The 21,282-nt window shown below is 61.4% G+C and carries 21 protein-coding genes; 4 read left to right on the top strand and 17 right to left on the bottom strand.

Going from position 1 to position 21,282, the window contains the following annotated elements:
- The 8 genes from pabC to LIY36_RS25185 form a co-directional block, all read right to left on the bottom strand.
- On the bottom strand, nt 1–816 hold the full coding sequence (gene pabC, locus LIY36_RS25220; protein WP_226457558.1) for an aminodeoxychorismate lyase: 816 nt from the start codon (nt 814–816) through the stop codon (nt 1–3).
- Complete coding sequence (fabF, locus tag LIY36_RS25215) at nt 816–2,060, bottom strand: beta-ketoacyl-ACP synthase II (RefSeq protein WP_192300678.1); 1,245 nt, start codon at nt 2,058–2,060, stop codon at nt 816–818. Before fabF ends, pabC begins: the two co-directional genes overlap by 1 nt.
- 125 nt (nt 2,061–2,185) lie before the next feature.
- Nucleotides 2,186–2,422, bottom strand: a complete 237-nt coding sequence (acpP, locus tag LIY36_RS25210) for an acyl carrier protein (RefSeq protein WP_003175607.1) — start codon at nt 2,420–2,422, stop codon at nt 2,186–2,188.
- A 192-nt stretch (nt 2,423–2,614) separates the two neighbouring features.
- Nucleotides 2,615–3,358, bottom strand: a complete 744-nt coding sequence (fabG, locus tag LIY36_RS25205; RefSeq protein WP_192300677.1) for a 3-oxoacyl-ACP reductase FabG — start codon at nt 3,356–3,358, stop codon at nt 2,615–2,617.
- Between the two features lie 19 nt (nt 3,359–3,377).
- Nucleotides 3,378–4,316 carry an ACP S-malonyltransferase gene (fabD, locus tag LIY36_RS25200; protein ID WP_021491483.1) on the bottom strand — a complete coding sequence of 313 codons (939 nt, stop codon included), beginning with the start codon at nt 4,314–4,316 and terminating at the stop codon, nt 3,378–3,380.
- Between the two features lie 126 nt (nt 4,317–4,442).
- Complete coding sequence (plsX, locus tag LIY36_RS25195; protein WP_192300676.1) at nt 4,443–5,453, bottom strand: phosphate acyltransferase PlsX; 1,011 nt, start codon at nt 5,451–5,453, stop codon at nt 4,443–4,445.
- A 4-nt stretch (nt 5,454–5,457) separates the two neighbouring features.
- Nucleotides 5,458–5,640, bottom strand: a complete 183-nt coding sequence (rpmF, locus tag LIY36_RS25190) for a 50S ribosomal protein L32 (protein ID WP_008152339.1) — start codon at nt 5,638–5,640, stop codon at nt 5,458–5,460.
- A 13-nt stretch (nt 5,641–5,653) separates the two neighbouring features.
- Nucleotides 5,654–6,184 carry a YceD family protein gene (locus tag LIY36_RS25185; RefSeq protein ID WP_015885435.1) on the bottom strand — a complete coding sequence of 177 codons (531 nt, stop codon included), beginning with the start codon at nt 6,182–6,184 and terminating at the stop codon, nt 5,654–5,656.
- A gap of 105 nt (nt 6,185–6,289) precedes the next feature.
- Between LIY36_RS25185 and LIY36_RS25180 the strand changes: the two genes are divergently transcribed.
- On the top strand, nt 6,290–6,868 hold the full coding sequence (locus LIY36_RS25180) for a Maf family protein (protein WP_226457557.1): 579 nt from the start codon (nt 6,290–6,292) through the stop codon (nt 6,866–6,868).
- A gap of 134 nt (nt 6,869–7,002) precedes the next feature.
- Here the strand turns inward: LIY36_RS25180 and LIY36_RS25175 are convergent, their stop codons facing one another.
- Genes LIY36_RS25175 through rluC form a run of 3 tightly spaced genes read right to left on the bottom strand, consistent with a single transcriptional unit; the run spans nt 7,003 to nt 9,616 of the window.
- Nucleotides 7,003–7,986 carry a S49 family peptidase gene (locus LIY36_RS25175; RefSeq protein ID WP_226457556.1) on the bottom strand — a complete coding sequence of 328 codons (984 nt, stop codon included), beginning with the start codon at nt 7,984–7,986 and terminating at the stop codon, nt 7,003–7,005.
- A 21-nt stretch (nt 7,987–8,007) separates the two neighbouring features.
- Nucleotides 8,008–8,670, bottom strand: a complete 663-nt coding sequence (locus LIY36_RS25170) for an HAD-IA family hydrolase (RefSeq protein WP_192300673.1) — start codon at nt 8,668–8,670, stop codon at nt 8,008–8,010.
- On the bottom strand, nt 8,657–9,616 hold the full coding sequence (rluC, locus tag LIY36_RS25165; protein WP_033901273.1) for a 23S rRNA pseudouridine(955/2504/2580) synthase RluC: 960 nt from the start codon (nt 9,614–9,616) through the stop codon (nt 8,657–8,659). The genes LIY36_RS25170 and rluC overlap by 14 nt, the downstream gene beginning before the upstream one ends.
- Before the next feature lie 759 nt (nt 9,617–10,375).
- Here rluC and rne point away from each other — a divergent pair.
- Nucleotides 10,376–13,528, top strand: a complete 3,153-nt coding sequence (gene rne / locus LIY36_RS25160) for a ribonuclease E (protein ID WP_226457555.1) — start codon at nt 10,376–10,378, stop codon at nt 13,526–13,528.
- A gap of 74 nt (nt 13,529–13,602) precedes the next feature.
- Here the strand turns inward: rne and LIY36_RS25155 are convergent, their stop codons facing one another.
- From LIY36_RS25155 to LIY36_RS25145, 3 genes are all read right to left on the bottom strand, one after another.
- Nucleotides 13,603–14,202 carry a nucleotidyltransferase family protein gene (locus LIY36_RS25155; RefSeq protein ID WP_226457554.1) on the bottom strand — a complete coding sequence of 200 codons (600 nt, stop codon included), beginning with the start codon at nt 14,200–14,202 and terminating at the stop codon, nt 13,603–13,605.
- Nucleotides 14,199–15,152, bottom strand: a complete 954-nt coding sequence (locus LIY36_RS25150; protein WP_192300670.1) for an XdhC family protein — start codon at nt 15,150–15,152, stop codon at nt 14,199–14,201. The genes LIY36_RS25155 and LIY36_RS25150 overlap by 4 nt, the downstream gene beginning before the upstream one ends.
- Nucleotides 15,153–15,276: 124 nt before the next feature.
- Entirely contained in the window at nt 15,277–16,608 is a 1,332-nt protein-coding gene (locus tag LIY36_RS25145; RefSeq protein ID WP_226457553.1) for a dicarboxylate/amino acid:cation symporter, read from the bottom strand.
- 339 nt (nt 16,609–16,947) lie between these two features.
- Between LIY36_RS25145 and LIY36_RS25140 the strand changes: the two genes are divergently transcribed.
- On the top strand, nt 16,948–17,946 hold the full coding sequence (locus LIY36_RS25140; protein WP_226457552.1) for an AraC family transcriptional regulator: 999 nt from the start codon (nt 16,948–16,950) through the stop codon (nt 17,944–17,946).
- 129 nt (nt 17,947–18,075) lie between these two features.
- Here the strand turns inward: LIY36_RS25140 and LIY36_RS25135 are convergent, their stop codons facing one another.
- Genes LIY36_RS25135 through LIY36_RS25125 form a run of 3 tightly spaced genes read right to left on the bottom strand, consistent with a single transcriptional unit; the run spans nt 18,076 to nt 20,423 of the window.
- A complete protein-coding gene (locus LIY36_RS25135) occupies nt 18,076–19,422 on the bottom strand; it encodes an ATP-binding protein (protein ID WP_192300667.1) in 1,347 nt (448 codons plus the stop codon).
- The gene (locus LIY36_RS25130) at nt 19,419–20,096 is read right to left on the bottom strand and encodes a response regulator transcription factor (protein ID WP_192300666.1); all 678 of its coding nucleotides are present in this window, start codon (nt 20,094–20,096) and stop codon (nt 19,419–19,421) included. Before LIY36_RS25130 ends, LIY36_RS25135 begins: the two co-directional genes overlap by 4 nt.
- A gap of 18 nt (nt 20,097–20,114) precedes the next feature.
- A complete protein-coding gene (locus LIY36_RS25125; protein ID WP_192300665.1) occupies nt 20,115–20,423 on the bottom strand; it encodes a hypothetical protein in 309 nt (102 codons plus the stop codon).
- A 110-nt stretch (nt 20,424–20,533) separates the two neighbouring features.
- Between LIY36_RS25125 and LIY36_RS25120 the strand changes: the two genes are divergently transcribed.
- Nucleotides 20,534–21,250 carry a 4'-phosphopantetheinyl transferase family protein gene (locus LIY36_RS25120; RefSeq protein ID WP_226457551.1) on the top strand — a complete coding sequence of 239 codons (717 nt, stop codon included), beginning with the start codon at nt 20,534–20,536 and terminating at the stop codon, nt 21,248–21,250.
- Nucleotides 21,251–21,282 lie beyond the last annotated feature (32 nt).

Raw genomic sequence — 21,282 nt, 5'->3', positions numbered from 1 at the left:
TCAAATATCCAATAGCGCGCGAACAATGCCTTGCAGTTTACGGGTGAGCGGCCCAACCGACCAGCTCATCGCAGCGCAGGCACGCACCGGCCAGATGCCATAAACGCTGTTGCAAACGAAGACTTCATCGGCCTGCTGCAACTGTTCGATGCTGATGTCAGCCACGGCCACCGGGATGCCCAGGGTTTGCGCCTGGGCCAGAATCTCGGCGCGCATCACGCCGGCAACGCCGCAACGGGTCAGATCGGCGGTTAGTAACAAGCCGTTGCGCACCAGGAACAGGTTGCTGAATACGCCTTCAATGACCCGCCCGGACGTATCCAGCATCAAGCCTTCGGCGTGCTCGGCATCCTGCCATTCGGCGCGGGCGATCACTTGTTCCAGGCGGTTGAGGTGCTTGAGGCCGGCCAGCAGGGGCTGCTCGGCCAAGCGGGTGGCGCACGGAAACAGGCGGATGCCGTCGGTTCCATGGGGCGGGGGATAGGGAGCGGGCGGACTGCCCTGCAAGATACGGCGCAGCGGCGCGCCGGGGTTGAGGCCATAACCTCGCAGGCTGTCGCCACGGGTGAGGATCAACTTGAGAACACCGTCGCCGAGGGCGGCGGCATAGGCCTGCACTTCGCTGCGAATCACACTGTGATCCGCGGCGAGAGCGAGGCGCCTGCAACCGTCTTCAAGACGCTGCAGGTGGCGGTCGAGCAGCACAGGCTGCCCAGCCTTGACGGCGATGGTCTCGAAGAGCCCATCGCCATACGCCAGGCCGCGATCTTTCAGAGGCACGCTGTCCGCTGGCTGACCGTCGACCCAGCTGTCCATCACTCGGCGAACCGGCGGAACACCAGGGAACCGTTGGTGCCACCAAAGCCGAACGAGTTGGAGATCGTCACGTCGATCGGCATCGGTTGCGGTTCATGCGGCACGAAGTTCAGATCGCAGCCCTCGTCCGGCTCATCCAGGTTGATGGTCGGCGGAGCGACCTGATCCTTGATGGCCATCACACTGAAAATCGCCTCGACCGCGCCCGCCGCACCCAACAGGTGACCGGTCATGGACTTGGTGGAACTGACCGCCAGCTTGTAGGCGTGTTCGCCGAACACCGACTTGATGGCCTCGGCTTCCGCCAGGTCGCCGGTCGGGGTCGAGGTGCCGTGGGCGTTGATGTACTGCACCTGGTCCGCATTGATCTTCGCGTCGCGCAGGGCGTTGGTGATGCAACGTGCAGCACCGGCACCGTCGGACGGTGGCGAAGTCATGTGGTAGGCGTCGCCGCTCATGCCAAAGCCGATCAGCTCGGCGTAGATGGTGGCGCCACGCGCCTTGGCGTGTTCCAACTCTTCCAGCACCAGGGCGCCGGCACCGTCGGACAGCACGAAACCATCACGGCCCTTGTCCCACGGACGGCTGGCACGGGTCGGCTCGTCGTTGCGGGTCGACAGCGCACGGGACGCGCCAAAGCCGCCCATGCCAAGGCCGCAGGCAGCCATTTCAGCGCCGCCGGCGATCATCACGTCAGCTTCGTCGTAGGCGATGTTGCGCGCCGCCATACCGATGCAATGCGTACCGGTGGTGCACGCGGTGGCGATGGCGTAGTTAGGTCCCTGTGCGCCCAAGTGGATGGACAGGAAGCCGGAAATCATATTGATGATCGAGCCCGGCACGAAGAACGGTGAAATTCGACGGGGGCCAGTATCGTGCAGGATGCGGCTGGTTTCTTCGATATTGGTCAGACCACCAATACCCGAACCCATGGCCACGCCGATGCGATCACGGTTGGCGTCGGTAACTTCCAGGCCGGCATTACGCACCGCCTGAAAACCGGCGGCCAGGCCGTATTGAATGAACAGGTCGAGTTTGCGGGACTCTTTGATCGAGAGATATTCCTCGACATTGAAACCCTTTACCGAGCCGCCAAAACGGGTGGAATAGGCAGAAAGGTCCGTATGTTCAATCAGACCAATACCACTGCGGCCAGCCAGAATGCCCTGCCAACTGCTCGGCACATCCGTACCCAGTGGCGACAACATACCCATACCGGTGACTACGACGCGTCTACGCGACACAGCACTCTCCTTTTTCTAATGACGACACTTTGCTTCAGGCTCACTTTTCGTCAGAGCTAAAGAAAAAACCGCACGCTGTAACAGCAGTGCGGTTTTTCCCAACAGCAAGCGACGACTAAAAACTATTACGCCTGATGGCTGGTAACGTAGTCGATAGCAGCTTGAACAGTAGTGATTTTTTCAGCTTCTTCGTCCGGGATTTCGGTCTCGAATTCCTCTTCCAGAGCCATCACCAGCTCAACGGTGTCAAGGGAATCGGCACCCAGGTCTTCTACGAAGGAAGCAGTGTTGACCACTTCTTCTTCTTTGACGCCCAGTTGCTCGGCAACGATTTTCTTGACGCGCTCTTCGATGGTGCTCATACCTTGTTTAACTCCTAATGGACAAATTCAGGCAGCTGGCCAGTGGGTAAGTGTATAGAAAGCCTTTTCAGCTTTTCAACTGAAAGCTTCACCCACGTACCCGGTCGGCCACCTGCCTATAAATTAAGTTGCAGCTTTATAACGGATTTTAGACAGCTCGTATGACATTTTTTTGAAGCAATCCGTCACAATTTAACTCATGTACATCCCGCCGTTAACCGGGATTGTAGCCCCAGTCACGTATGCCGCACCGTCGGATGCCAGGAAAGTGACCACATTCGCGATCTCTTGAGCCTGGCCCAGACGGCCCAGCGGAATCTGCGTCAGCAAGGCTTCACGCTGTGCTTCCGGCAGCTCGCGGGTCATATCGGTGTCGATGAACCCTGGGGCCACCGAGTTGACCGTAATCGACCGCGAACCGACTTCACGTGCCAATGCACGGCTGAAACCTTCCAGACCGGCCTTGGCGGACGCGTAGTTTACTTGGCCTGCGTTGCCCATGGCACCCACTACGGAGCCAATATTGATAATTCGGCCCCAACGCGCCTTGGTCATGCCGCGCAAAACGCCCTTGGACAGGCGAAACAGACTGTTCAGGTTGGTATCGACCACGTCGTACCACTCGTCGTCTTTCATGCGCATCATCAGGTTGTCGCGGGTAATACCGGCGTTGTTTACCAGAATAGCCGGCGCGCCGAACTGCGCAGTGATCTGGGCCAATACGGCAGCCACGGACTCATCGCTGGTCACGTTCAGCTCAAGGCCGGTGCCTTGTACGCCGTTTTCCTTCAGGGTCGCGGCGATACGCTCGGCGCCCGAAGCGGAAGTGGCGGTGCCGATCACGATGGCGCCTTGGCGACCCAGTTCGAGAGCGATGGCCTGGCCAATACCACGGCTTGCGCCAGTAACCAGTGCAACTTTACCTTGCAGACTCATGCAGGCTTCTCCTAATTCTTCAGGCCAGTGCTGCGCGAGCGGCAGCAAAGGCATCCGGGGTATTGAGGTTAGCGGTCGACACGCCGTCGGCGCAGCGCTTGTTCAGGCCGGCCAGGACTTTGCCCGGGCCGCACTCGACCAGTTCGGTGGCGCCATTGGCGGCCAGGGTCTGGACCGATTCAACCCAGCGTACCGGCTTGTAGAGCTGCTCCAGCAGGTCGCGCTTGAGGGTATCGAGGTCGGCAGCCACGGCCGCGCTGACGTTCTGCACCAGCGGGATCTGCGGCGCCTGCCAGTTGATGGCGGCGATGGACTCGGCAAAACGCTCGGCTGCCGGGCGCATCAGCTCACAGTGGGACGGCACGCTTACCGGCAACGGCAACGCACGCTTGGCACCACGAGCCTTGCAGCCTTCGATGGCGCGCTCGACTGCTGCCTTGGCACCGGCGATCACCACCTGGCCAGGGGAGTTGAAGTTCACTGCGCTGACCACTTCGCCCTGGGCCGCTTCGGCACAGGCTTCGATCACCACTGCGTCGTCCAGACCCAGGATTGCAGCCATGCCGCCCTGCCCCGCCGGAACGGCTTCTTGCATCAGTTGACCACGACGCTCGACCAGCTTGACCGCTTCACCGAGGGTCAGGCTGCCCGCCGCGACCAGGGCGCTGTATTCGCCCAGGCTGTGACCGGCAACGAATGCCGGACGCGCGCCGCCTTCGGCCAGCCACAAGCGCCACAGGGCGATCGAAGCGGTCAGGATGGCCGGCTGGGTCTTGTCGGTTTGATTGAGCTGCTCTTCCGGCCCTTGCTGGGTCAGAGCCCACAGGTCGTAACCCAGGGCATCGGAAGCTTCCTTGAAAGTGTCCAGGATCAGCGGGTATTGCGCGCCCAGCTCGGCCAACATGCCGAGGGACTGCGAACCCTGCCCTGGAAAGACGAATGCGAGGGATGTAGACATGTAACAAGCCCCTAATGATCTGGTCGTCAAAAATGAACGCGCCTACGATGGGAGCGCACGAAACTGACAGATTGGATGGTCAATTGAACTGGCCGGTCACATTTAAGCATTTCCGGGCCGATTCGCCTAAGGCAACAGGTCTTCAAGACGGCCATGCAAGCGTTGCGGCAGGTTTTCCTGGATCTCGATCAGGGCTCGCGCAATCGCGCTTTGAAAGCCTTCTACACCGGCCGAACCATGGCTTTTCACCACAATGCCCTGCAGGCCGAGAAAGCTCGCACCGTTATGCCGCGCCGGCGCCAGATCAGCCTGCAGGCGCCGCATCAACGGCAGCGCCAGGGCACCGACCAGGCGCGACGCAAACCCTTGCCTGAACAACGCCTCGATGCGCGCGGCGATCATGGTCGCCAGCCCCTCACTGGATTTGAGCAGGATATTGCCGACAAACCCGTCGCACACCACCACATCCGCCTCGCCCCGGTACAAACCATCACCTTCGACGAAGCCGATGTAGTTCAAGCCGCGTGCGCCTTGAAGCAGCGTAGCGGCGAGCTTGACCTGCTGGTTGCCCTTGATGTCTTCGGTGCCGATATTCAGCAGCGCCACTCGCGGGCGAGCCACGCCTAGCGCTTCGGCAGCCACCGAGCCCATGACGGCGAACTGGAACAGGTGCTCGGCACTGCAATCGACGTTCGCGCCAAGGTCCAGCAGTTGGCAATAGCCCTTCTGCGTCGGAATGGCCGCGACCATCGCCGGCCGGTCAATGCCTGGCAGCGTCTTGAGTACATAGCGCGACAACGCCATCAACGCCCCGGTATTGCCCGCACTGACGCAGGCTTGCACCTTGCCATCGCGCAGCAACTCAAGCGCCACCCGCATTGAAGAGTCAGGCTTGCCACGCAGGGCAGCCGCCGGTTTCTCATCCATGGTGATGGTTTCGCTGGCTGGCGTAATCGTCAGGCGCGCGCGATCCACCGCCGGATGGCTGGCAATCAGTTCTTCAAGTAAGGAGGGTTGACCGACAAGGGTCAGGTGCAGCGAGGGCGTTGCAGACAGGCTGGCAATGCAGGCCTGAACAATGCTGCGGGGACCGAAGTCCCCGCCCATTGCGTCTATCGCGATGACTAGAGCAGACAAGTGATTACTCGTCAGCGCCCTTGTCGATCACTTTACGACCACGGTATACGCCTTCTGGCGATACGTGGTGACGCAGGTGAATTTCACCAGTGGTTTTTTCTACAGACAGAGTGCTTGCCGTCAGGGCGTCGTGCGAACGACGCATGTCACGGGCAGAGCGGGATTTTTTGTTCTGCTGAACAGCCATAATTGATTAACTCCTAAACGTTTGGGTCACGCTTTAACTGCGCCAATACACTGAACGGGTTGGACCGCGTTACCTCGTCCTCGCTCGGTTCGGACTCGTCATCGAGCCCCTCCGGCTGCTGGCATTCTTCCGGATGATGAGCAGGCACAATGGGCAAGGCGAGCAGAAGCTCCTCCTCGATCAGTGCATGCAGATCCAATGGATCTTCGCCCAGTTCCAGCACGTCATAACCTTTCGGCAACGACTGGGTATTCGCACCCTCCTTTACCACAGCGTAACTGCATTCGCTGTGAATCGGCAGGGTGACCAGCTCAAGACAACGCTGGCAAACCATTTTGACTTCGGTGTCGATAAAGCTGTGAATTACCACAGATTTACGTTCATCTCGTTCAAAAACGAATTTCGCCTGCACCGTACCGACAGTGTCGGAAAGCGGGTCGCAGAGTCTCTCCAAATCGGCCAGCAGCAATTCACCTTGAAGGGAAGTGCCACGATCAGCCAATTTGCGCGGGTCAACGTGAGGTGGAATCGGGTCATTCAACATAGGCGCAGCATTATAGGGATGCACCCAGCCATGTCAAAGGAAATTCAGCCCTGTCCGTCGCCAGGAGTCCTCGCTAGAATCCGCGACTGCCCTGAGGAGACGCCCATGCTGCCTTTATTACTCGCTTCCAGCTCGGTTTATCGCCGGGAATTGCTCGGCCGCCTGCACTTGCCGTTCATCTGCAGCTCGCCGGACATTGACGAAAGCCATCGCGCCAATGAGTCTGCCGTTGAGCTGGTCAAGCGCCTCGCCGCAGAAAAAGCCCGCGCCCTTGCCGCCGAGCACCCAGGGCATTTGATCATCGGCTCCGACCAAGTAGCAGCGCTCGACGGACGGATCATCGGCAAACCCCACACCTTCGAGAACGCCCGTGAACAATTGCTGGCGGCGAGCGGCAAGCGCGTCAGCTTCCTCACCGGCCTGGCCCTGCTCAACAGCAACACCGGCCACTGCCAGGTGGACTGCGTGCCATTCACGGTGCAGATGCGCGTACTGGACGCCGAGCGAGTCGAGCGTTACCTGCGCATTGAGCAGCCGTATGACTGCGCAGGCAGCTTCAAGGCCGAGGGGCTGGGCGTGAGCCTGTTCCAGAGCACCGAAGGGCCGGATGCCACCAGCCTGATCGGGCTGCCATTGATTCGACTGGTGGATATGCTGCTGGTCGAAGGCGTACAAATCCCCTAAGCCCACCACAAAACCAAATGTGGGAGCGGGCTTGCCCGTGAATGCAGTGGATCAGCCAATACATCAGATGACTGAAACACCGCATTCGCGGGCAACCCCGCTCCCACATTTTGATCTACACCAGGTTCGAAATCTCAGCGCAGGGTCGGGCCCTGAAAGCCCATGTACAGCGCGAGTTTCTCCGCCACGCTGGCACCCAGCTTCTTGGAGAACCGATCAAACGGCGATTCCTGCACAGTAAAGTCCACCAGTTCTTTCTCGCCGACCACGTCCCGCGCCACCGAGCTGGCACTGCCCAACCCATCGATCAAGCCCAACGGCAACGCCTGCTCGCCAGACCAGACCAAGCCGGAAAACAGCTCCGGATGTTCCTTATCCTTCAGCCGATCCCCGCGCCCCTGCTTCACGCTGGCGATGAACTGGCGATGCGTGGTGTCGAGCACACCCTGCCAGAACTGGGTCTCATCAGGCTTCTGAGGCTGAAACGGGTCCAGGAACGACTTGTGCTCACCCGACGTATAGGTGCGACGCTCCACACCCAGCTTCTCCATGGCGCCGACAAAGCCATAACCGGCCGCCGTCACGCCAATGGAACCGACCAGGCTGGCCTTGTCGGCGTAGATCTGGTCAGCGGCACTGGCAATGTAATAGGCACCCGAGGCACCCAGATCGGAAATCACCGCATACAGCTTGGTATCCGGGTGCAGGCCGCGCAGGCGACGAATCTCGTCATACACGTAACCCGACTGCACCGGACTGCCGCCCGGGCTGTTGATACGCAGGATCACACCCTTGACCTTGGGATCTTCAAACGCCGCGCGCAGACTGCTGACGATGTTGTCGGCACTGGCGGCCTCCTTGTCGGCAATCACCCCACGCACCTCGATCAAGGCGGTGTAGTTGCTGCCACGGGCGGCACTCTTCTCCATGTCCACCAGCGGACTGAACAGCACCAGCATGCCGAGCAGGTAAGTGAAGGTCAGCAGCTTGAAGAAAATCCCCCACCGCCGCGCACGACGCTGCTCCTGGACGCCAGCCAGGAGGGTCTTCTCCAGCAGCTTCCAGCTCTTGTCTTCACCATTCTCGGCCTTTTCAGGCGCTTTCCACTCATCACTCATGCCAATAACCCCAGCAAAGACTTAGTGAGCCTGACCGAGCCAGGCCTGCAATTCGGAAAAATGATTGATCGTCAGCCGTGGTTCGTACTGCTGCAAGGCTTCGGCGGACTGGGCGCCATAACTGACCGCAACACAGTCCATGCCCGCGTTGCGCGCCATCATCAGGTCGAAGGAGGCATCGCCCACCATCAACGCCTGGCGCGGCGCTACGCCGCAATGGGCGAGGATCTGCTCCAGCATCAACGGGTGCGGCTTGCTGGCGGTTTCATCGGCAGCGCGGGTAATGTCGAAGTAATCTTCCCAGCCATGGGCCCTGAGCACGCGATCCAGCCCGCGACGGGCCTTGCCGGTGGCGACCGCCAGGTGGTAACCCTCGGCGCGGAACGCGGCCAGGGAATGCACCACCCCCTCAAACAACGGCGAAGGCTCGGCCTCCAGGGCGATGTAGTGGTCGGCGTAGTGTTCACGGAACGCGATCAGCTCAGCATCGCTGATCTCGGGGTACAGGGTGCGGATCGCTTCGGGCAGGCCCAGGCCGATGATGCCCTTGACCGCATGATCGCTGCACAACGCGTAACCCGAGCGGGTCGACGCAGCGTGCATCGACTCGACGATCCGGCCAATCGAATCGGCCAACGTGCCGTCCCAATCAAAAATCAGCAGCTTGTAGTCAGGGTGCGACACTCAAACGCTCCACGGTCTTGGCCCACATCTCGTCGACCGGGGCCTGCAGCTTCAATTCGCCGCCATCCGGCAGCGGCACAGTGAGCATGTAGGCGTGCAGGAACAGGCGTTTGCCACCCAGGTCGCGGATTTCCTTGGAGAAATCCTCGTCGCCGTACTTGGTGTCACCGGCGATGCAATGCCCGGCATGCAGGGTGTGCACACGAATCTGGTGGGTTCGCCCAGTGACCGGCTTGGCTTCGACCATGGTGGCAAAGTCGCCGAAGCGGCGCAGCACCTTGAACAGGGTCAGGGCTTCTTTGCCCTCCTCGTCCACCTCCACCATGCGCTCGCCGGAGCGCAGGTTGCTCTTCTGCAGTGGCGCCCGCACGCTCTTGATCGAGCTGGCCCAGTTGCCACGCACCAGCGCCATGTAGCGCTTGTCCACGCCATCGCCACGCAGGGCGGTGTGCAGGTGGCGCAACATGCTGCGCTTCTTGGCGATCATCAGCAGGCCGGAAGTATCACGGTCCAGGCGGTGGACCAGCTCCAGCTCCTTGGCATCCGGACGCAACTGACGAAAGGCTTCGATCACGCCGAAATTCAGGCCGCTGCCGCCGTGGACGGCAATGCCGCAAGGCTTGTTGATCACGATCAGCTTGTTGTCTTCGAAGACAATCGAGGCTTCCAGGCGCTGCAACAGGCCCTGGGCCAGCGGCACAGGCTCGTCACGTTCCGGCACGCGCACCGGCGGCACACGGACGATATCGCCCGCCTGCAGCTTGTACTCGGGCTTGATCCGGCCCTTGTTCACCCGCACTTCACCTTTACGCAAGATGCGGTAAATCAAGGTCTTGGGCACGCCTTTGAGCCTGGCCAGGAGAAAATTGTCGATGCGTTGGCCGGCATATTCCGGCGAGACCTCGAGCAGCTGGACGCTGGGGGTCTGGGGGGCGGTAGTCGTCATGGCGGCGATGATAACAATTTTTTATGGAATTGAAGCACTTAATCATTGCTGCTATAGTCGCGAACGCCGCCAAAAGCGGCCTGGCCAGAGGACATGCGGCATACAGCCGGCCCTGACCATCGCAATTCATCAGGACGCGAGGCCGTCCTACGGGGCTTTCGCCACCTTGGAAGGCTCAGGATTGTAACGAGCGCAGGTGACATGAGGCCTGAAGCGAGTGCAGAAAGCAGAGTGAATACTCGCGTTTTGCGCCGATATTTACGGCCAGTTCACAAAGTGCAGTCAGTCTTGGGCCAGACCATGGCGAATGCTTCGGAAACAACGCCTGTTAAGAGCTGAGTGAGAGCGCAGTCGCCCACACCTAGTCTTGTTTAGCCATGAGCGTGTTCTCCCCATTGGAAAACACGGTAAATGCCAACCCGCTGCGGATTCTGCGCGCGGCAGCACCCGAATTATCAGGGATACGTGTAGGGTGGAGATGCACAACCGTCGGACCGTGTAGCACTAGGCTTATATTTAGACGCTTCATCTCGTCCACAGTCGCCGGTTGATTCCTCCTCCTGACCTTAGCTTTTGTTGAAGTGGTGCCTTGGTCACCACAGCAAACAAGCAGGACGCGTCCGTCGCGCCTTTGCCCCCTTTGGGCAGATGTCGCTGGACACTGGAGTGGCCAACCACTCTTGACGCACCTGACACCGACCGTGAGAAGTCGTGTGTGCCGAACGCCGTTTCCGGCAGCCCGGAAACCGACGGTACAACATGAAAAGAATGCTGATTAACGCAACTCAACCCGAAGAGTTGCGTGTTGCACTGGTAGATGGCCAACGCCTCTACGACCTGGACATCGAATCCGGTGCACGCGAGCAAAAGAAGGCCAACATCTATAAAGGCCGTATTACTCGCATCGAACCAAGCCTTGAGGCTGCCTTTGTCGATTTCGGCTCCGAGCGCCACGGCTTCCTGCCACTCAAAGAAATCTCCCGCGAATACTTCAAGAAAGCCCCTGAAGGCCGCGTGAACATCAAGGACGTCCTGAGCGAAGGCCAGGAAGTCATCGTCCAGGTGGAAAAAGAAGAACGTGGCAACAAGGGCGCAGCCCTGACCACCTTCATCAGCCTGGCTGGCCGTTACCTGGTCCTGATGCCGAACAACCCACGTGCCGGCGGCATTTCCCGTCGCATCGAAGGCGAAGAGCGCAACGAACTGCGTGAAGCGCTGAACGGCCTGGTTGCACCGGCCGACATGGGCCTGATCGTTCGCACCGCCGGCCTTGGCCGCAGCAGCGAAGAAATGCAGTGGGACCTCGACTACCTGCTGCAACTGTGGACCGCCATCAAAGAAGCGTCCCTGGATCGTTCCGCGCCATTCCTGATCTACCAGGAAAGCAACGTGATCATCCGCGCCATCCGCGACTACCTGCGCCAGGACATCGGCGAAGTGCTGATCGACAGCGTTGAAGCCCAGGACGAAGCCCTGACCTTCATCCGCCAGGTGATGCCGCAGTACGCCAGCAAGATCAAGCTGTACGAAGACAGCGTGCCGCTGTTCAACCGTTTCCAGATCGAAAGCCAGATCGAGACCGCCTTCCAGCGCGTAGTCGAACTGCCTTCCGGTGGCTCCATCGTGATCGACCCGACCGAAGCCCTGGTGTCCATCGACATCAACTCGGCGCGCGCAACGAAAGGCAGCGACATCGAAGAAACCGCCCTGCAGACCAACCTGGAAGCGGCTGAAGAAATCGCCCGCCAGCTGCGCCTGCGTGACATCGGCGGCCTAATCGTGATCGACTTCATCGACATGACCCCAGCCAAGAACCAGCGCGCCGTGGAAGAGAAAGTCCGCGAATGCCTGGAAGCTGACCGTGCCCGCGTGCAAGTCGGCCGCATCTCGCGCTTCGGCCTGCTGGAAATGTCCCGTCAGCGCCTGCGTCCATCCCTGGGCGAGAGCAGCGGCATCGTCTGCCCGCGTTGCAACGGCACCGGCATCATCCGTGACGTTGAATCGCTGTCCCTGGCAATCCTGCGCCTGATCGAAGAAGAAGCCCTGAAAGACCGCACCGCCGAAGTCCGCGCGCAAGTGCCGATCCCGGTTGCCGCGTTCCTGCTCAACGAAAAACGCAACTCGATCACCAAGATCGAACTGCGCACCCGTGCCCGTATCGTCATCCTGCCGAACGATCACCTCGAAACGCCGCACTTCGAAGTGCAGCGCCTGCGTGATGACAGCCCGGAAGCCCACAGCGGCCAGTCCAGCTACGAAATCGCCGCTGCTGCTGCCGAAGTGGAAGAAGTCCAGCCAGCCGCTGCGACCCGCACCCTGGTTCGCCAGGAAGCCGCCGTCAAGACCGCGCCAGCCCGTGCCAACGCACCGGTCCCGGTTGAAGCCGCCGCTCCGGTTGCCGCACCGGCCGCCCTGCCTGAGCCAAGCCTGTTCAAGGGCCTGGTGAAGTCGCTGGTCAGCCTGTTTGCTACCAAGGAAGAACCTGCTGCTCCGGTTGTGGTTGAAAAACCAGCGGCCGAGCGCCCGGCGCGCAACGAAGAACGTCGCAACGGTCGCCAGCAGAGCCGTAACCGCAACGGCCGCCGTGACGAAGAGCGCAAGCCACGCGAAGAACGTGCACCGCGTGAAGAGCGCGCACCACGTGAAGAGCGTGCTCCTCGCGAAGCCCGTGAAGAGACTCCAACCGTAGCCCGCGAAGAGCGTGCACCGCGTGAAGAACGCGCACCACGCACCCCACGTGCCCCACGTGAAGATCGCAAGCCACGTGGCGAGCGTGAAGAACGCGTGCGTGAACTGCGTGAACCGCTGGACGCAGCACCTGCCGTCGCCGCTGCTGGTGCCGCCGCTGTTGCTGAAGAGCGCCCGGCTCGCCAGCCACGAGAAGAGCGTGCGCCACGTGAAGAACGTCAGCCACGCCCACCGCGTGAAGAGCGTCAGCCACGTGCCGAACAGGCCGCCGCTGCCAGCGAAGACGAAGAAGTACTGAGCGCTGAAGAGCAGTCGCAGGAAGACGGTCAGGACGGCGCCGAAGGCGATCGCCCACGCCGCCGCTCCCGTGGCCAGCGTCGTCGCAGCAACCGTCGTGAGCGTCAACGTGACGCCAACGGCAACGTGATCGAAGGCTCGGAAGAAGCCGGCGAGAACGCAGAAGCAGCCACTGGCACCGAACTGGCTGCCGGCCTGGCCGTGACCGCGGCCGTTGCCAGCTCGGTCATCAGCGCATCGGCTGAAGCCCAGGCCCACGAGCAGGCTGAACGTGCGACCGCTGCTGTCGAAGAAACCGCCGCAGTTGAAGCACCCGTCGCCGAAACCCCAGTGGTAGAAGCGCCGGCTGTTGAAGTGCCTGTTGCCGAAGCGCCGGCTGTAGAAGCAACCACACCAGTCGAAGCGCCGGTTGTTGCGCAAGTCGAACTGGCACCGGTTCACGAAGCCCAGCCAGAAGTCGAAGTGATTGCGGTAGAAGCGGCACCGGTCGTTGAGCCTCAACCAGTGGTTGAAGCCGTGGTTGAAGCACCCGTTGTCGAAGCCGCCCCGGAAGTTCGTGAAGTTCGTGAAGAACAGACCGCCTTCCAGTGGACCGCCGAGCCAGCCGCCCCGGTTGAAGCGCCAGCGCCTGCCCCTGTGGTAGAAGAAGCGCCGGCTCCGGTTGCCGAAGCTGTCGTGGTTGCAGAACCTGCTCCAGTGGCTGAGCCAGCACCGGTTGTCGAGCCTGCACCCGTGGTTGAAGCGCCAGTGGTTGCCGAAGTCGCCGCTCCGGTGGTTGAAGCAGCCCCGGCCAGCGCCTTGACCGAAAACGGCCGTGCGCCGAACGACCCACGTGAAGTGCGTCGTCGTCGCAAGGAAGCTGAAGCAGCCGCCGCTGCCGCTGCCGCTGCACAGGAAGCAGAACACGAGAGCAAACCTCTCGCCTGATTCCAGCAGCGACTAAAAAGCCCCGCCTGAGTGATCAGGCGGGGCTTTTTGATGCTTCCAATTTGCCATGCAGTTCAATCCGAGCGAGGTGGTGTGAAGCTCAAGAGTTGCGGCAAGTCGACGTCCCAATGCACCCCCGGGTCGTCCACCAGCACCTCCTGCACCGATGCCGACACAAACAACGCCCGCCCTCCACGATCACCGCTCAGCGCCATCAACTGCGGCCCAAACGCGGCCCCAAACGCCACAGGATGCCCATACCGCCCGCTCTGCACCGGCACACGAATGCCATCCACCTCCAGCCCCTCCACCACCCGCTCAATACTCGCAGGCTGAATAAACGGCATATCCCCCAGCACCACCAGCCAACCATCAGCCGAACCACTGGCCGCAACCGCCGCCGCAAGGCTGTCGCCCATACCTGCAGACTCCAGCAACAACACCTCACAGCCATACGCCCTGGCCAGACGAACCACCTCATCCCGCCCCGGCGAAGTCACCACCCAGCGCCGTACAATGCTCGCCGGCAGGTTCAGCAGCACCTGCTCGATCACCGGTCGCATCACGCCATCCAGGCCCATGCAGGCGGCCAACAGTTTGTCCTGGGCATCGCCCGCTTCAGCGCGGAACCGTCTGCCCTGCCCTGCCGCCAATACAAGCGCAGTGACCGTCACGACACCACGCCATTTTTGATCGCGACAATTTCCGCCAGCAGCGATAGCGCGATTTCCGCCGGTGTATGGCTGCCGATATACAAACCAATCGGCCCATGCAAACGCGCAATCGCCTCTGCCGACAACCCCAGCGCCGCCAAGGTTTCCCGGCGCTTCTGCGTATTGACCCGCGAACCCAGGGCGCCAATGTAGAACGCCGGTGAATTCAACGCCGTCAGCAGCGCCATGTCATCCAGGCGCGGGTCATGGGTAAGGCAGACGATGGCCGTACGTTCATCGGTGTGGATATTCAACACCGCTTCGTCCGGCATGCCCGGCACGAAACGGCCGTGCTGCTGCTCCCAGCCGTAGACGAACTCTTCCCGCGGGTCGCAGATCAGTACCTCGAAATCCAGCAGCCGCGCCATTTGCGCCACGTAGCGCGACAGTTGGCCGGCGCCGATCAGCAACAGGCGCCAACGCGGACCGTAAATCGCACGCAGGCGCTCGCCGTCGAAGGTCACCGCATCGGTCTTGTTCGCCTCGCTCAGTGTCACCTCGCCGGTCGCCAGGTTAAGTTCACGGGCGACAATCTGGTGGGCCTCGCAGCGCTCCAGCAATTGCGACACCCACTCCCACTCATCAACACGCTCCTCGGTCAGGCGAAGGGTGCCGCCGCACGGCAAGCCAAAACGCGCCGCCTCATCGCGGGTGACACCGTAAGTCACCAACTGCACCGGCGGCCCATCGGCCGGCAAGCGACCGTCTTGCAGCCGCGCGATCAGGTCATCCTCGATGCAACCGCCAGACACTGAGCCGATCACCACACCATCACCACGCAAGGCCAACATTGCCCCCGGCGGCCGTGGCGCACTGCCCCAGGTCTGCACGACGCTGTACAACACCACACGCTGCCCGGCGCGACGCCATTCGAGCACGCTGCGCAGGACATTCAGGTCAACGCTGTCCATCAAACCTCCAACAAGCTTTACAACGGCAAACAGATTCACCCACTGTAAACCAGAAACGCAAACGCCCCGAACAGGTCGGGGCGTTTGTGTATCGCGGTCGGCGTCAGTTCACGCCGGCAGCAGCTTACTTGACAGTAGGTGCAGGGCCTTCGGCCACGTCCAGGTCATCCAGTTCGCGGGTTTCCGAGATACCGGTACCGCCGGACGCCAGCTCGCTTTGCAGCTTGTCGGTGTCCAGTTCCTTGACCCACTTGGCCACAACCAGGGTGGCCACTGCGTTACCAACCAGGTTGGTCAGGGCGCGGGCTTCAGACATGAAGCGGTCGATACCCAGGATCAGCGCCAAGCCGGCAACCGGCAGGTGGCCTACGGCCGACAGGGTTGCAGCCAGTACGATGAAGCCCGAACCGGTCACGCCCGCAGCGCCTTTGGAGGACAGCAGCAGCACCAGCAGCAGCGTGATCTGGTGGGTGATGTCCATGTGGGTGTCGGTCGCCTGGGCGATGAACACGGCCGCCATGGTCAGGTAGATCGACGTACCGTCGAGGTTGAAGGAGTAGCCAGTCGGGATCACCAGGCCTACTACGGATTTCTTCGCGCCCAGACGCTCCATCTTGATCAGCATGCGTGGCAGTGCGGATTCGGAAGACGAAGTACCCAGAACGATCAGCAGCTCTTCACGGATGTAGCGGATCAGCTTGATCACGCTGAAACCGTGAGCGCGGCAGATAGCGCCCAGCACCACCAGCACGAACAGCACGCAGGTGATGTAGAAGCAGATCATCAGCTGGCCCAGTTGCACCAGGGAACCTACGCCATAGGCACCGATGGTGAACGCCATGGCGCCCAGGGCACCGATTGGCGCGAGCTTCATGATCATGTTGATGATGTTGAACATCACGTGGGCGAAGCGATCGATGAAGTCCAGTACCGGCTTGCCGTAGGCACCCAGGCGGTGCAGGGCGAAACCGAAGATCACCGAGAACATCAGCACTTGCAGGATGTCGCCGTTGGCGAAGGCGCCGACGATGGTGTTCGGGATAACGTTGAGGATAAAGCCAACGATGCTCTGGTCTTTACCGGCAGTCACGTAGGCCGCGACTTTCGAAGCGTCCAGGGTAGCCACGTCGATGTGCATGCCGGCGCCCGGTTGCACAACGTTGACCACGACCAGGCCGATCAGCAGCGCGATGGTCGAAACGATTTCGAAGTACAGCAGCGCGTAGCCGCCAGTCTTGCCGACCGATTTCATGCTTTGCATGCCAGCGATGCCGCTGACAACGGTGCAGAAGATGATCGGGGCGATGACCATTTTGATCAGTTTGATGAACCCGTCACCCAATGGCTTGAGGGCCACGCCGGTATCCGGATAGAAGTGACCGAGCAAAATACCGATAACGATTGCAACGATCACCTGGAAATACAGGGATTTGTAGATTGGCTGACGAGTCGTCATTGCAAAATTCCTCAATCGTCCCGTGTGGCAAAGATCCGCCATTGCCCACGACACTTGAATTGCGAACCCTCCTGCACTGGAGGGATTTGTTGTTTGCGAGGCCTGTCGGAGCGGCCTGCGCTGTAATCTATATCGCAAACGTCGTGCCACTTCTCTGAAAAACCCTGAAGGCCTTTAGACATCAGGGCTGAGGCTTTTCAGGCGCCCTCCAGCGCGCCGAATCAGGTGGCGGATTTCCGCCCACTCGTCCAATCACGTCCTACAATTTGGCGGATATCCGCCTTGTCGCCCTCCCCCCGGGCTGGCTACCATCCGCCATTCCATGGACGAGGCCTTCGCATGCGTGAACGTACCATCGCCAGTCATTACGCCCGAGCAGCCCTCGGCGGTGCGCGCCGGGCGGGTTACGACTATTCGGGCCTGCTGCAACAACTGGGCATCACCCCCGAACTGCTGAGCGAACCGCGCGCCCGCATTGCCCCGGAGCAATTTACCCGGCTGCTGCAAATGCTCTGGCTGGGGCTAGATGACGAATACTTGGGCTTTGCCGAAGGCCCGAGCAAGCGCGGCACCTTCGCCATGATGTGCCACGCGCTGATCCACTGCCGCACCCTGGAGAAGGCGCTGGAACGCGGCTTATTATTTTATAGCCTATTCCCACAGGGCCCGCGCTGGCAGCTGACACGCGAAGGCGACATGGCCCGCTTGAGCCTGGACGACTCACAGCTGTGGGACCCGGATCACTTCCTCAGCGAATGCCTGCTGGTGATCTGGCATCGCCTCGGCAGTTGGCTGATCGGGCAGCGCATCCGACTGAACCAGGCCACCTTCAGCTACCCGAGGCCAGCCCATGCCGGAGAGTACGACCTGCTGTTCCCCTGCCCCCTGGTGTTCGGCGCGCCGCACAGCAGCCTGGTGTTTCCCGCGCGCTACCTGAGCCTGCCGCTGTTGCAGGACGAGCGCACGCTCAAGCACTTCCTCGAACGCTCGCCTGCCGACTTGCTGTCACGCCCGGACGAAGGCGACAGCCTCAGCAGCCAACTGCGCCGCTTGCTCAGCCGCGACCGCACGCCCTGGCCGGACCTGGAAGCGGTTGCCCAGCACCTGCACATCAGCCCGCAGACACTGCGGCGGCACCTGCGCGAAGAGGGCACCAGCTTTCAGGCACTCAAGGATGAGCTGCGGCGGGACATCGCCATCTATCACCTGGGACGGGCGGATTTGTCGTTGCAGCAGATTGCCGAGCAGCTGGGGTTTTCCGAGCCGTCGGCGTTTCACCGGGCGTTCAAGAAGTGGACGGGGGTGACGCCAGGGGCTTACCGGGCGCAGGAGAGTTAGAGGTGTGTTGCTTGTACTGGCGTCTTCGCGAGCAAGCCCGCTCCCACACGTGATTGCATTCCAACGTTAGAACTTGGTCGAATGTGGGAGCGGGCTTGCTCGCGAAGAGGCCAGCATGACCAATAAAGATCAAACAGCCGGAAAGTGGATCTTGAAAGCAGCCCCACCCAACGGCGAATCCCCCAAGGTCAGCCGCGCACCGTAGCTCTCAATGATGTCCTTGACCACCGCCAACCCGATCCCCTGCCCCGGATGCTGGCGGTCCAGCCGCTCACCCCGTTGCAGAATCCGTGCACGCTGATCCGGCGGCACGCCCGGCCCGTCATCCTCAACGCACAACTCGATGCCTTCGAGGCTTTCCACCAGACGGATACGCACTTGGCGTACACACAGGCGGTAGGCGTTTTCCAGCAGGTTGCCGAGCAGTTCAAGCAAGGCGCCCTTCTCGATCGGCACATAGCACTCGTCCGGCAAATCGAAGGACACGCTGACGCGCTTGTCGCGGTAGACCTTGTCCAGGGTGTCGCACAGGCTTTGCAGCACCGGTTCCAGACGGACCTGATGGCGCACCAGGCCGCTTTTGCGCAGGCTGGCGCGCTGCAGTTGGTAGCTGATCTGCTGGCTCATGCGCTCGATCTGCGATTGCAGCACCCAGGCCTGGTCGCGGTCTTCCGGGCGCTGGGCCATGTCTTCGCTCACGCCCTGCAGCACAGCGAGCGGGGTTTTCAGGCTGTGGGCCAGGTCGTCGAGGGAATCGCGGTAGCGCGCCCGCTGCTCGCGCTCGCTGGCCAGCAAGCGGTTGAGGGAACCGGTAAGACGCAGCAGTTCGCGGGGGTGTTCTTCGGAAAGGCTTTCACGGGTGCCGCCTTCGATCTGGTCCAGTTCCTGGCTCAAGCGTCGCAAGGCTTGCAGGCCCCAGGTCAGGCCCAGCCACAATAGCGTGAGCAGCACCAGCAAGGCCGCGCCGAAACCCAGATAGAGGTTTTCGCGCAGGCCTTCGAGGGTCAGCTGGTATTCACGCACCGGTTGCAGGGCGACGATACTGAACGCCGCACTCTTGCCACCGAGCAACTTGACCTCGACGTCATAGACAAAGAACTCCTGGCCATTGGCCTCGCGAATCCGCGCAAACTCATTGCCGCGCCCGTCGTAGCGCGGCTTGTAGTTGATGTTCTCTTCTTTGGTCGCCCGCGAGCGCCACACCAGGTGGCCCTCACGGTCGTAGATATAGCCGAGCAGGCGGCTATCGGTGAGGTTGAAGCGCTCGTCCGGCAACTGCGCCGGCATCAGCAGGCGGTTGTTTTCCACACGGGCGGCGGAAATCAGGGTGGTGACATCCGACGCCAAGCGCTGCTCGATGGAATCCTGCAACGCCAGGCTGAACGCGCCTTGCATCGCCGGCAGCAAACCGAGCATAAACAGCACGGCCAGGGTGGCGGCCGCCAGCATCAGGCGCACGCGCAGCGAGCGAATCAAAGGCAGCGCTCATTGAACAGGTAGCCCAGGCCACGCACGGTGTCGATCGGCTTGAACCCGCCCGGGCCTTCCAGCTTGCGGCGCAGGCGGCCGACCAGCACTTCGATCACGTTCGGATCGCGCTCGTCGTCATCCGGATAGAGTTGTTCCATCAGGCGGTCCTTGGCGACCACTTGCTGATGGTGACGCATGAGGTATTCGAGAATCCGATACTCGTAAGCGGTCAACGCCAACGGCTGTTCATCGAGGGACGCTTGCTTGCGATTGAGGTCCAGCAACAAGGGCCCGGCGACGATGGTCGACTGGGTGAACCCGCTGGAGCGGCGCAGCAAGGCGTTCATCCGCGCTTCCAGCTCTTCGAACTGGAACGGTTTGACCACATAGTCGTCGGCCCCGGCGGCCAGGCCTTCGACCTTGTCCTGCCAGTTGCCACGGGCGGTGAGGATCAGGATCGGGAAGGTCTTGGCCTGGGTACGCAGTTGGCGGATCAGATCCAGGCCGCCCATGCCGGGCAGGCCCAGGTCAATGATCGCCAGGTCATGGTTGAATTGGCCGGTCTGGTACAGCGCTTCTTCGGCATTGGCCACGGCCTCGACCACATGCCCGCTGTCGGTCAGGCGGGTCAACAGGTGATGGCGCAGCAGCGCCTCATCTTCCACCACCAGCAATTTCATAAGGCTCTCCAAGGCAAATCAACTGTCCGACAGAGGGACATCATAGCGGCCCTGCAAGTCTTGCGGGCGCAGTTTAGTGCCATTGTAGTGGCCCGTCAGGTGTGCGTAGCCGGCACGGTAGGCCGGTTGCGCGGCGGTCAAGCCCAGGGCCTGGCCCCACGGCGTAGGCTGGCTGCCCGCATCTTCAAAGCTGACACGCTGGATCAGCGTGCTGGATTTCTTGGTTTTTTCGCTACCGAATGCAGCAAAGGCCGCGTCCGAGGCCTGGGCCCCGGCGGTGGCGCTGAGCATGGTTAACGCCAACATCAGCTTTTTGATCGCAGTCATGGTGCTTACCTCTATGCGTTTGGCTGTAGGGCCAGACTACGCAGGCGCCCCTGAACTCCCCCTGAACAGCGGGCTATCCTCTGGCCCGCCAACTCGGCAGAATACCGCCCATGACTCCTTTACCCGCTTGCTGCACCCCACTCGACGCCCATTGGTCGCTGCCCGAACCCTTGCCGGGCACGGTATTGCTCAGCACTCGCTTCGACCCGACCTTACTGGCCGAGGGCGATTTCCAGCGCAGCGCCGTGCCGCCACCGCCGAGCATCCAGCGCTCAGTGGCCAAGCGCCAGGCCGAGTTCCTTGCCGGCCGCTTGTGCGCCCGTGCCGCGTTGCAGCAGCTGGATCAGCTCGATTGCATCCCGGCCATCGGCGAAGACCGTGCCCCCGTGTGGCCTGGGCACATCAGCGGCTCCATCACCCACAGCACCGGGCATGCCGCAGCGATTGTCGGGCACAAGGCGCAGTGGCGCGGGCTGGGGATGGACCTGGAGAACGTGATGCCGCTGGAGCGCGCCGAACGGCTGGCGGGCGAAATCCTCACCGCCGATGAACTCAAGCGCATGGCGCATGTGCCGCGCGAGCAGGTTGCGTTGCTGGTGACGCTGACGTTTTCGGCCAAGGAGAGCTTGTTCAAGGCGCTGTATCCGATTGTGCAGAAGCGCTTTTATTTTGAACACGCCGAGGTGGTGCAGTGGGATGAGTCAGGGGCTGTGCGGTTACGCTTGCTGACGGACCTGTCCAGCGAGTGGTGTTATGGCAAGGAGTTGGTGGGGCAGTTTGTACTGGCGGATGGGCAGTTGTTGAGCCTGGTGGCGGTCGGCGCCTGATAGACCGCTTTCGCGAGCAAGCCCGCTCCCAC

The organism is Pseudomonas sp. AF03-9, assembly GCF_020515815.1.
Lineage (GTDB): Bacteria > Pseudomonadota > Gammaproteobacteria > Pseudomonadales > Pseudomonadaceae > Aquipseudomonas.
The sequence above is the reverse complement of the archived record's forward strand: the minus strand, read 5'-3'. Positions and strand labels throughout refer to the sequence as shown.

Excerpts from the sequence above, each read along its gene's own strand:
- LIY36_RS25145 (WP_226457553.1), bottom strand. The coding sequence starts at position 16,608 with ATGACGACTCGTCAGCCAATCTACAAATCCCTGTATTTCCAGGTGATC.
- LIY36_RS25185 (WP_015885435.1), bottom strand. The coding sequence starts at position 6,184 with ATGTTGAATGACCCGATTCCACCTCACGTTGACCCGCGCAAATTGGCT.
- rpmF (WP_008152339.1), bottom strand. The coding sequence starts at position 5,640 with ATGGCTGTTCAGCAGAACAAAAAATCCCGCTCTGCCCGTGACATGCGT.
- LIY36_RS25125 (WP_192300665.1), bottom strand. The coding sequence starts at position 20,423 with ATGACTGCGATCAAAAAGCTGATGTTGGCGTTAACCATGCTCAGCGCC.
- acpP (WP_003175607.1), bottom strand. The coding sequence starts at position 2,422 with ATGAGCACCATCGAAGAGCGCGTCAAGAAAATCGTTGCCGAGCAACTG.
- fabD (WP_021491483.1), bottom strand. The coding sequence starts at position 4,316 with ATGTCTACATCCCTCGCATTCGTCTTTCCAGGGCAGGGTTCGCAGTCC.
- LIY36_RS25120 (WP_226457551.1), top strand. The coding sequence starts at position 20,534 with ATGACTCCTTTACCCGCTTGCTGCACCCCACTCGACGCCCATTGGTCG.
- rluC (WP_033901273.1), bottom strand. The coding sequence starts at position 9,616 with ATGACGACTACCGCCCCCCAGACCCCCAGCGTCCAGCTGCTCGAGGTC.
- LIY36_RS25175 (WP_226457556.1), bottom strand. The coding sequence starts at position 7,986 with ATGAGTGATGAGTGGAAAGCGCCTGAAAAGGCCGAGAATGGTGAAGAC.
- LIY36_RS25130 (WP_192300666.1), bottom strand. The coding sequence starts at position 20,096 with ATGAAATTGCTGGTGGTGGAAGATGAGGCGCTGCTGCGCCATCACCTG.
- fabG (WP_192300677.1), bottom strand. The coding sequence starts at position 3,358 with ATGAGTCTGCAAGGTAAAGTTGCACTGGTTACTGGCGCAAGCCGTGGT.
- pabC (WP_226457558.1), bottom strand. The coding sequence starts at position 816 with ATGGACAGCTGGGTCGACGGTCAGCCAGCGGACAGCGTGCCTCTGAAA.
- LIY36_RS25140 (WP_226457552.1), top strand. The coding sequence starts at position 16,948 with ATGCGTGAACGTACCATCGCCAGTCATTACGCCCGAGCAGCCCTCGGC.
- LIY36_RS25150 (WP_192300670.1), bottom strand. The coding sequence starts at position 15,152 with ATGGACAGCGTTGACCTGAATGTCCTGCGCAGCGTGCTCGAATGGCGT.
- LIY36_RS25180 (WP_226457557.1), top strand. The coding sequence starts at position 6,290 with ATGCTGCCTTTATTACTCGCTTCCAGCTCGGTTTATCGCCGGGAATTG.
- rne (WP_226457555.1), top strand. The coding sequence starts at position 10,376 with ATGAAAAGAATGCTGATTAACGCAACTCAACCCGAAGAGTTGCGTGTT.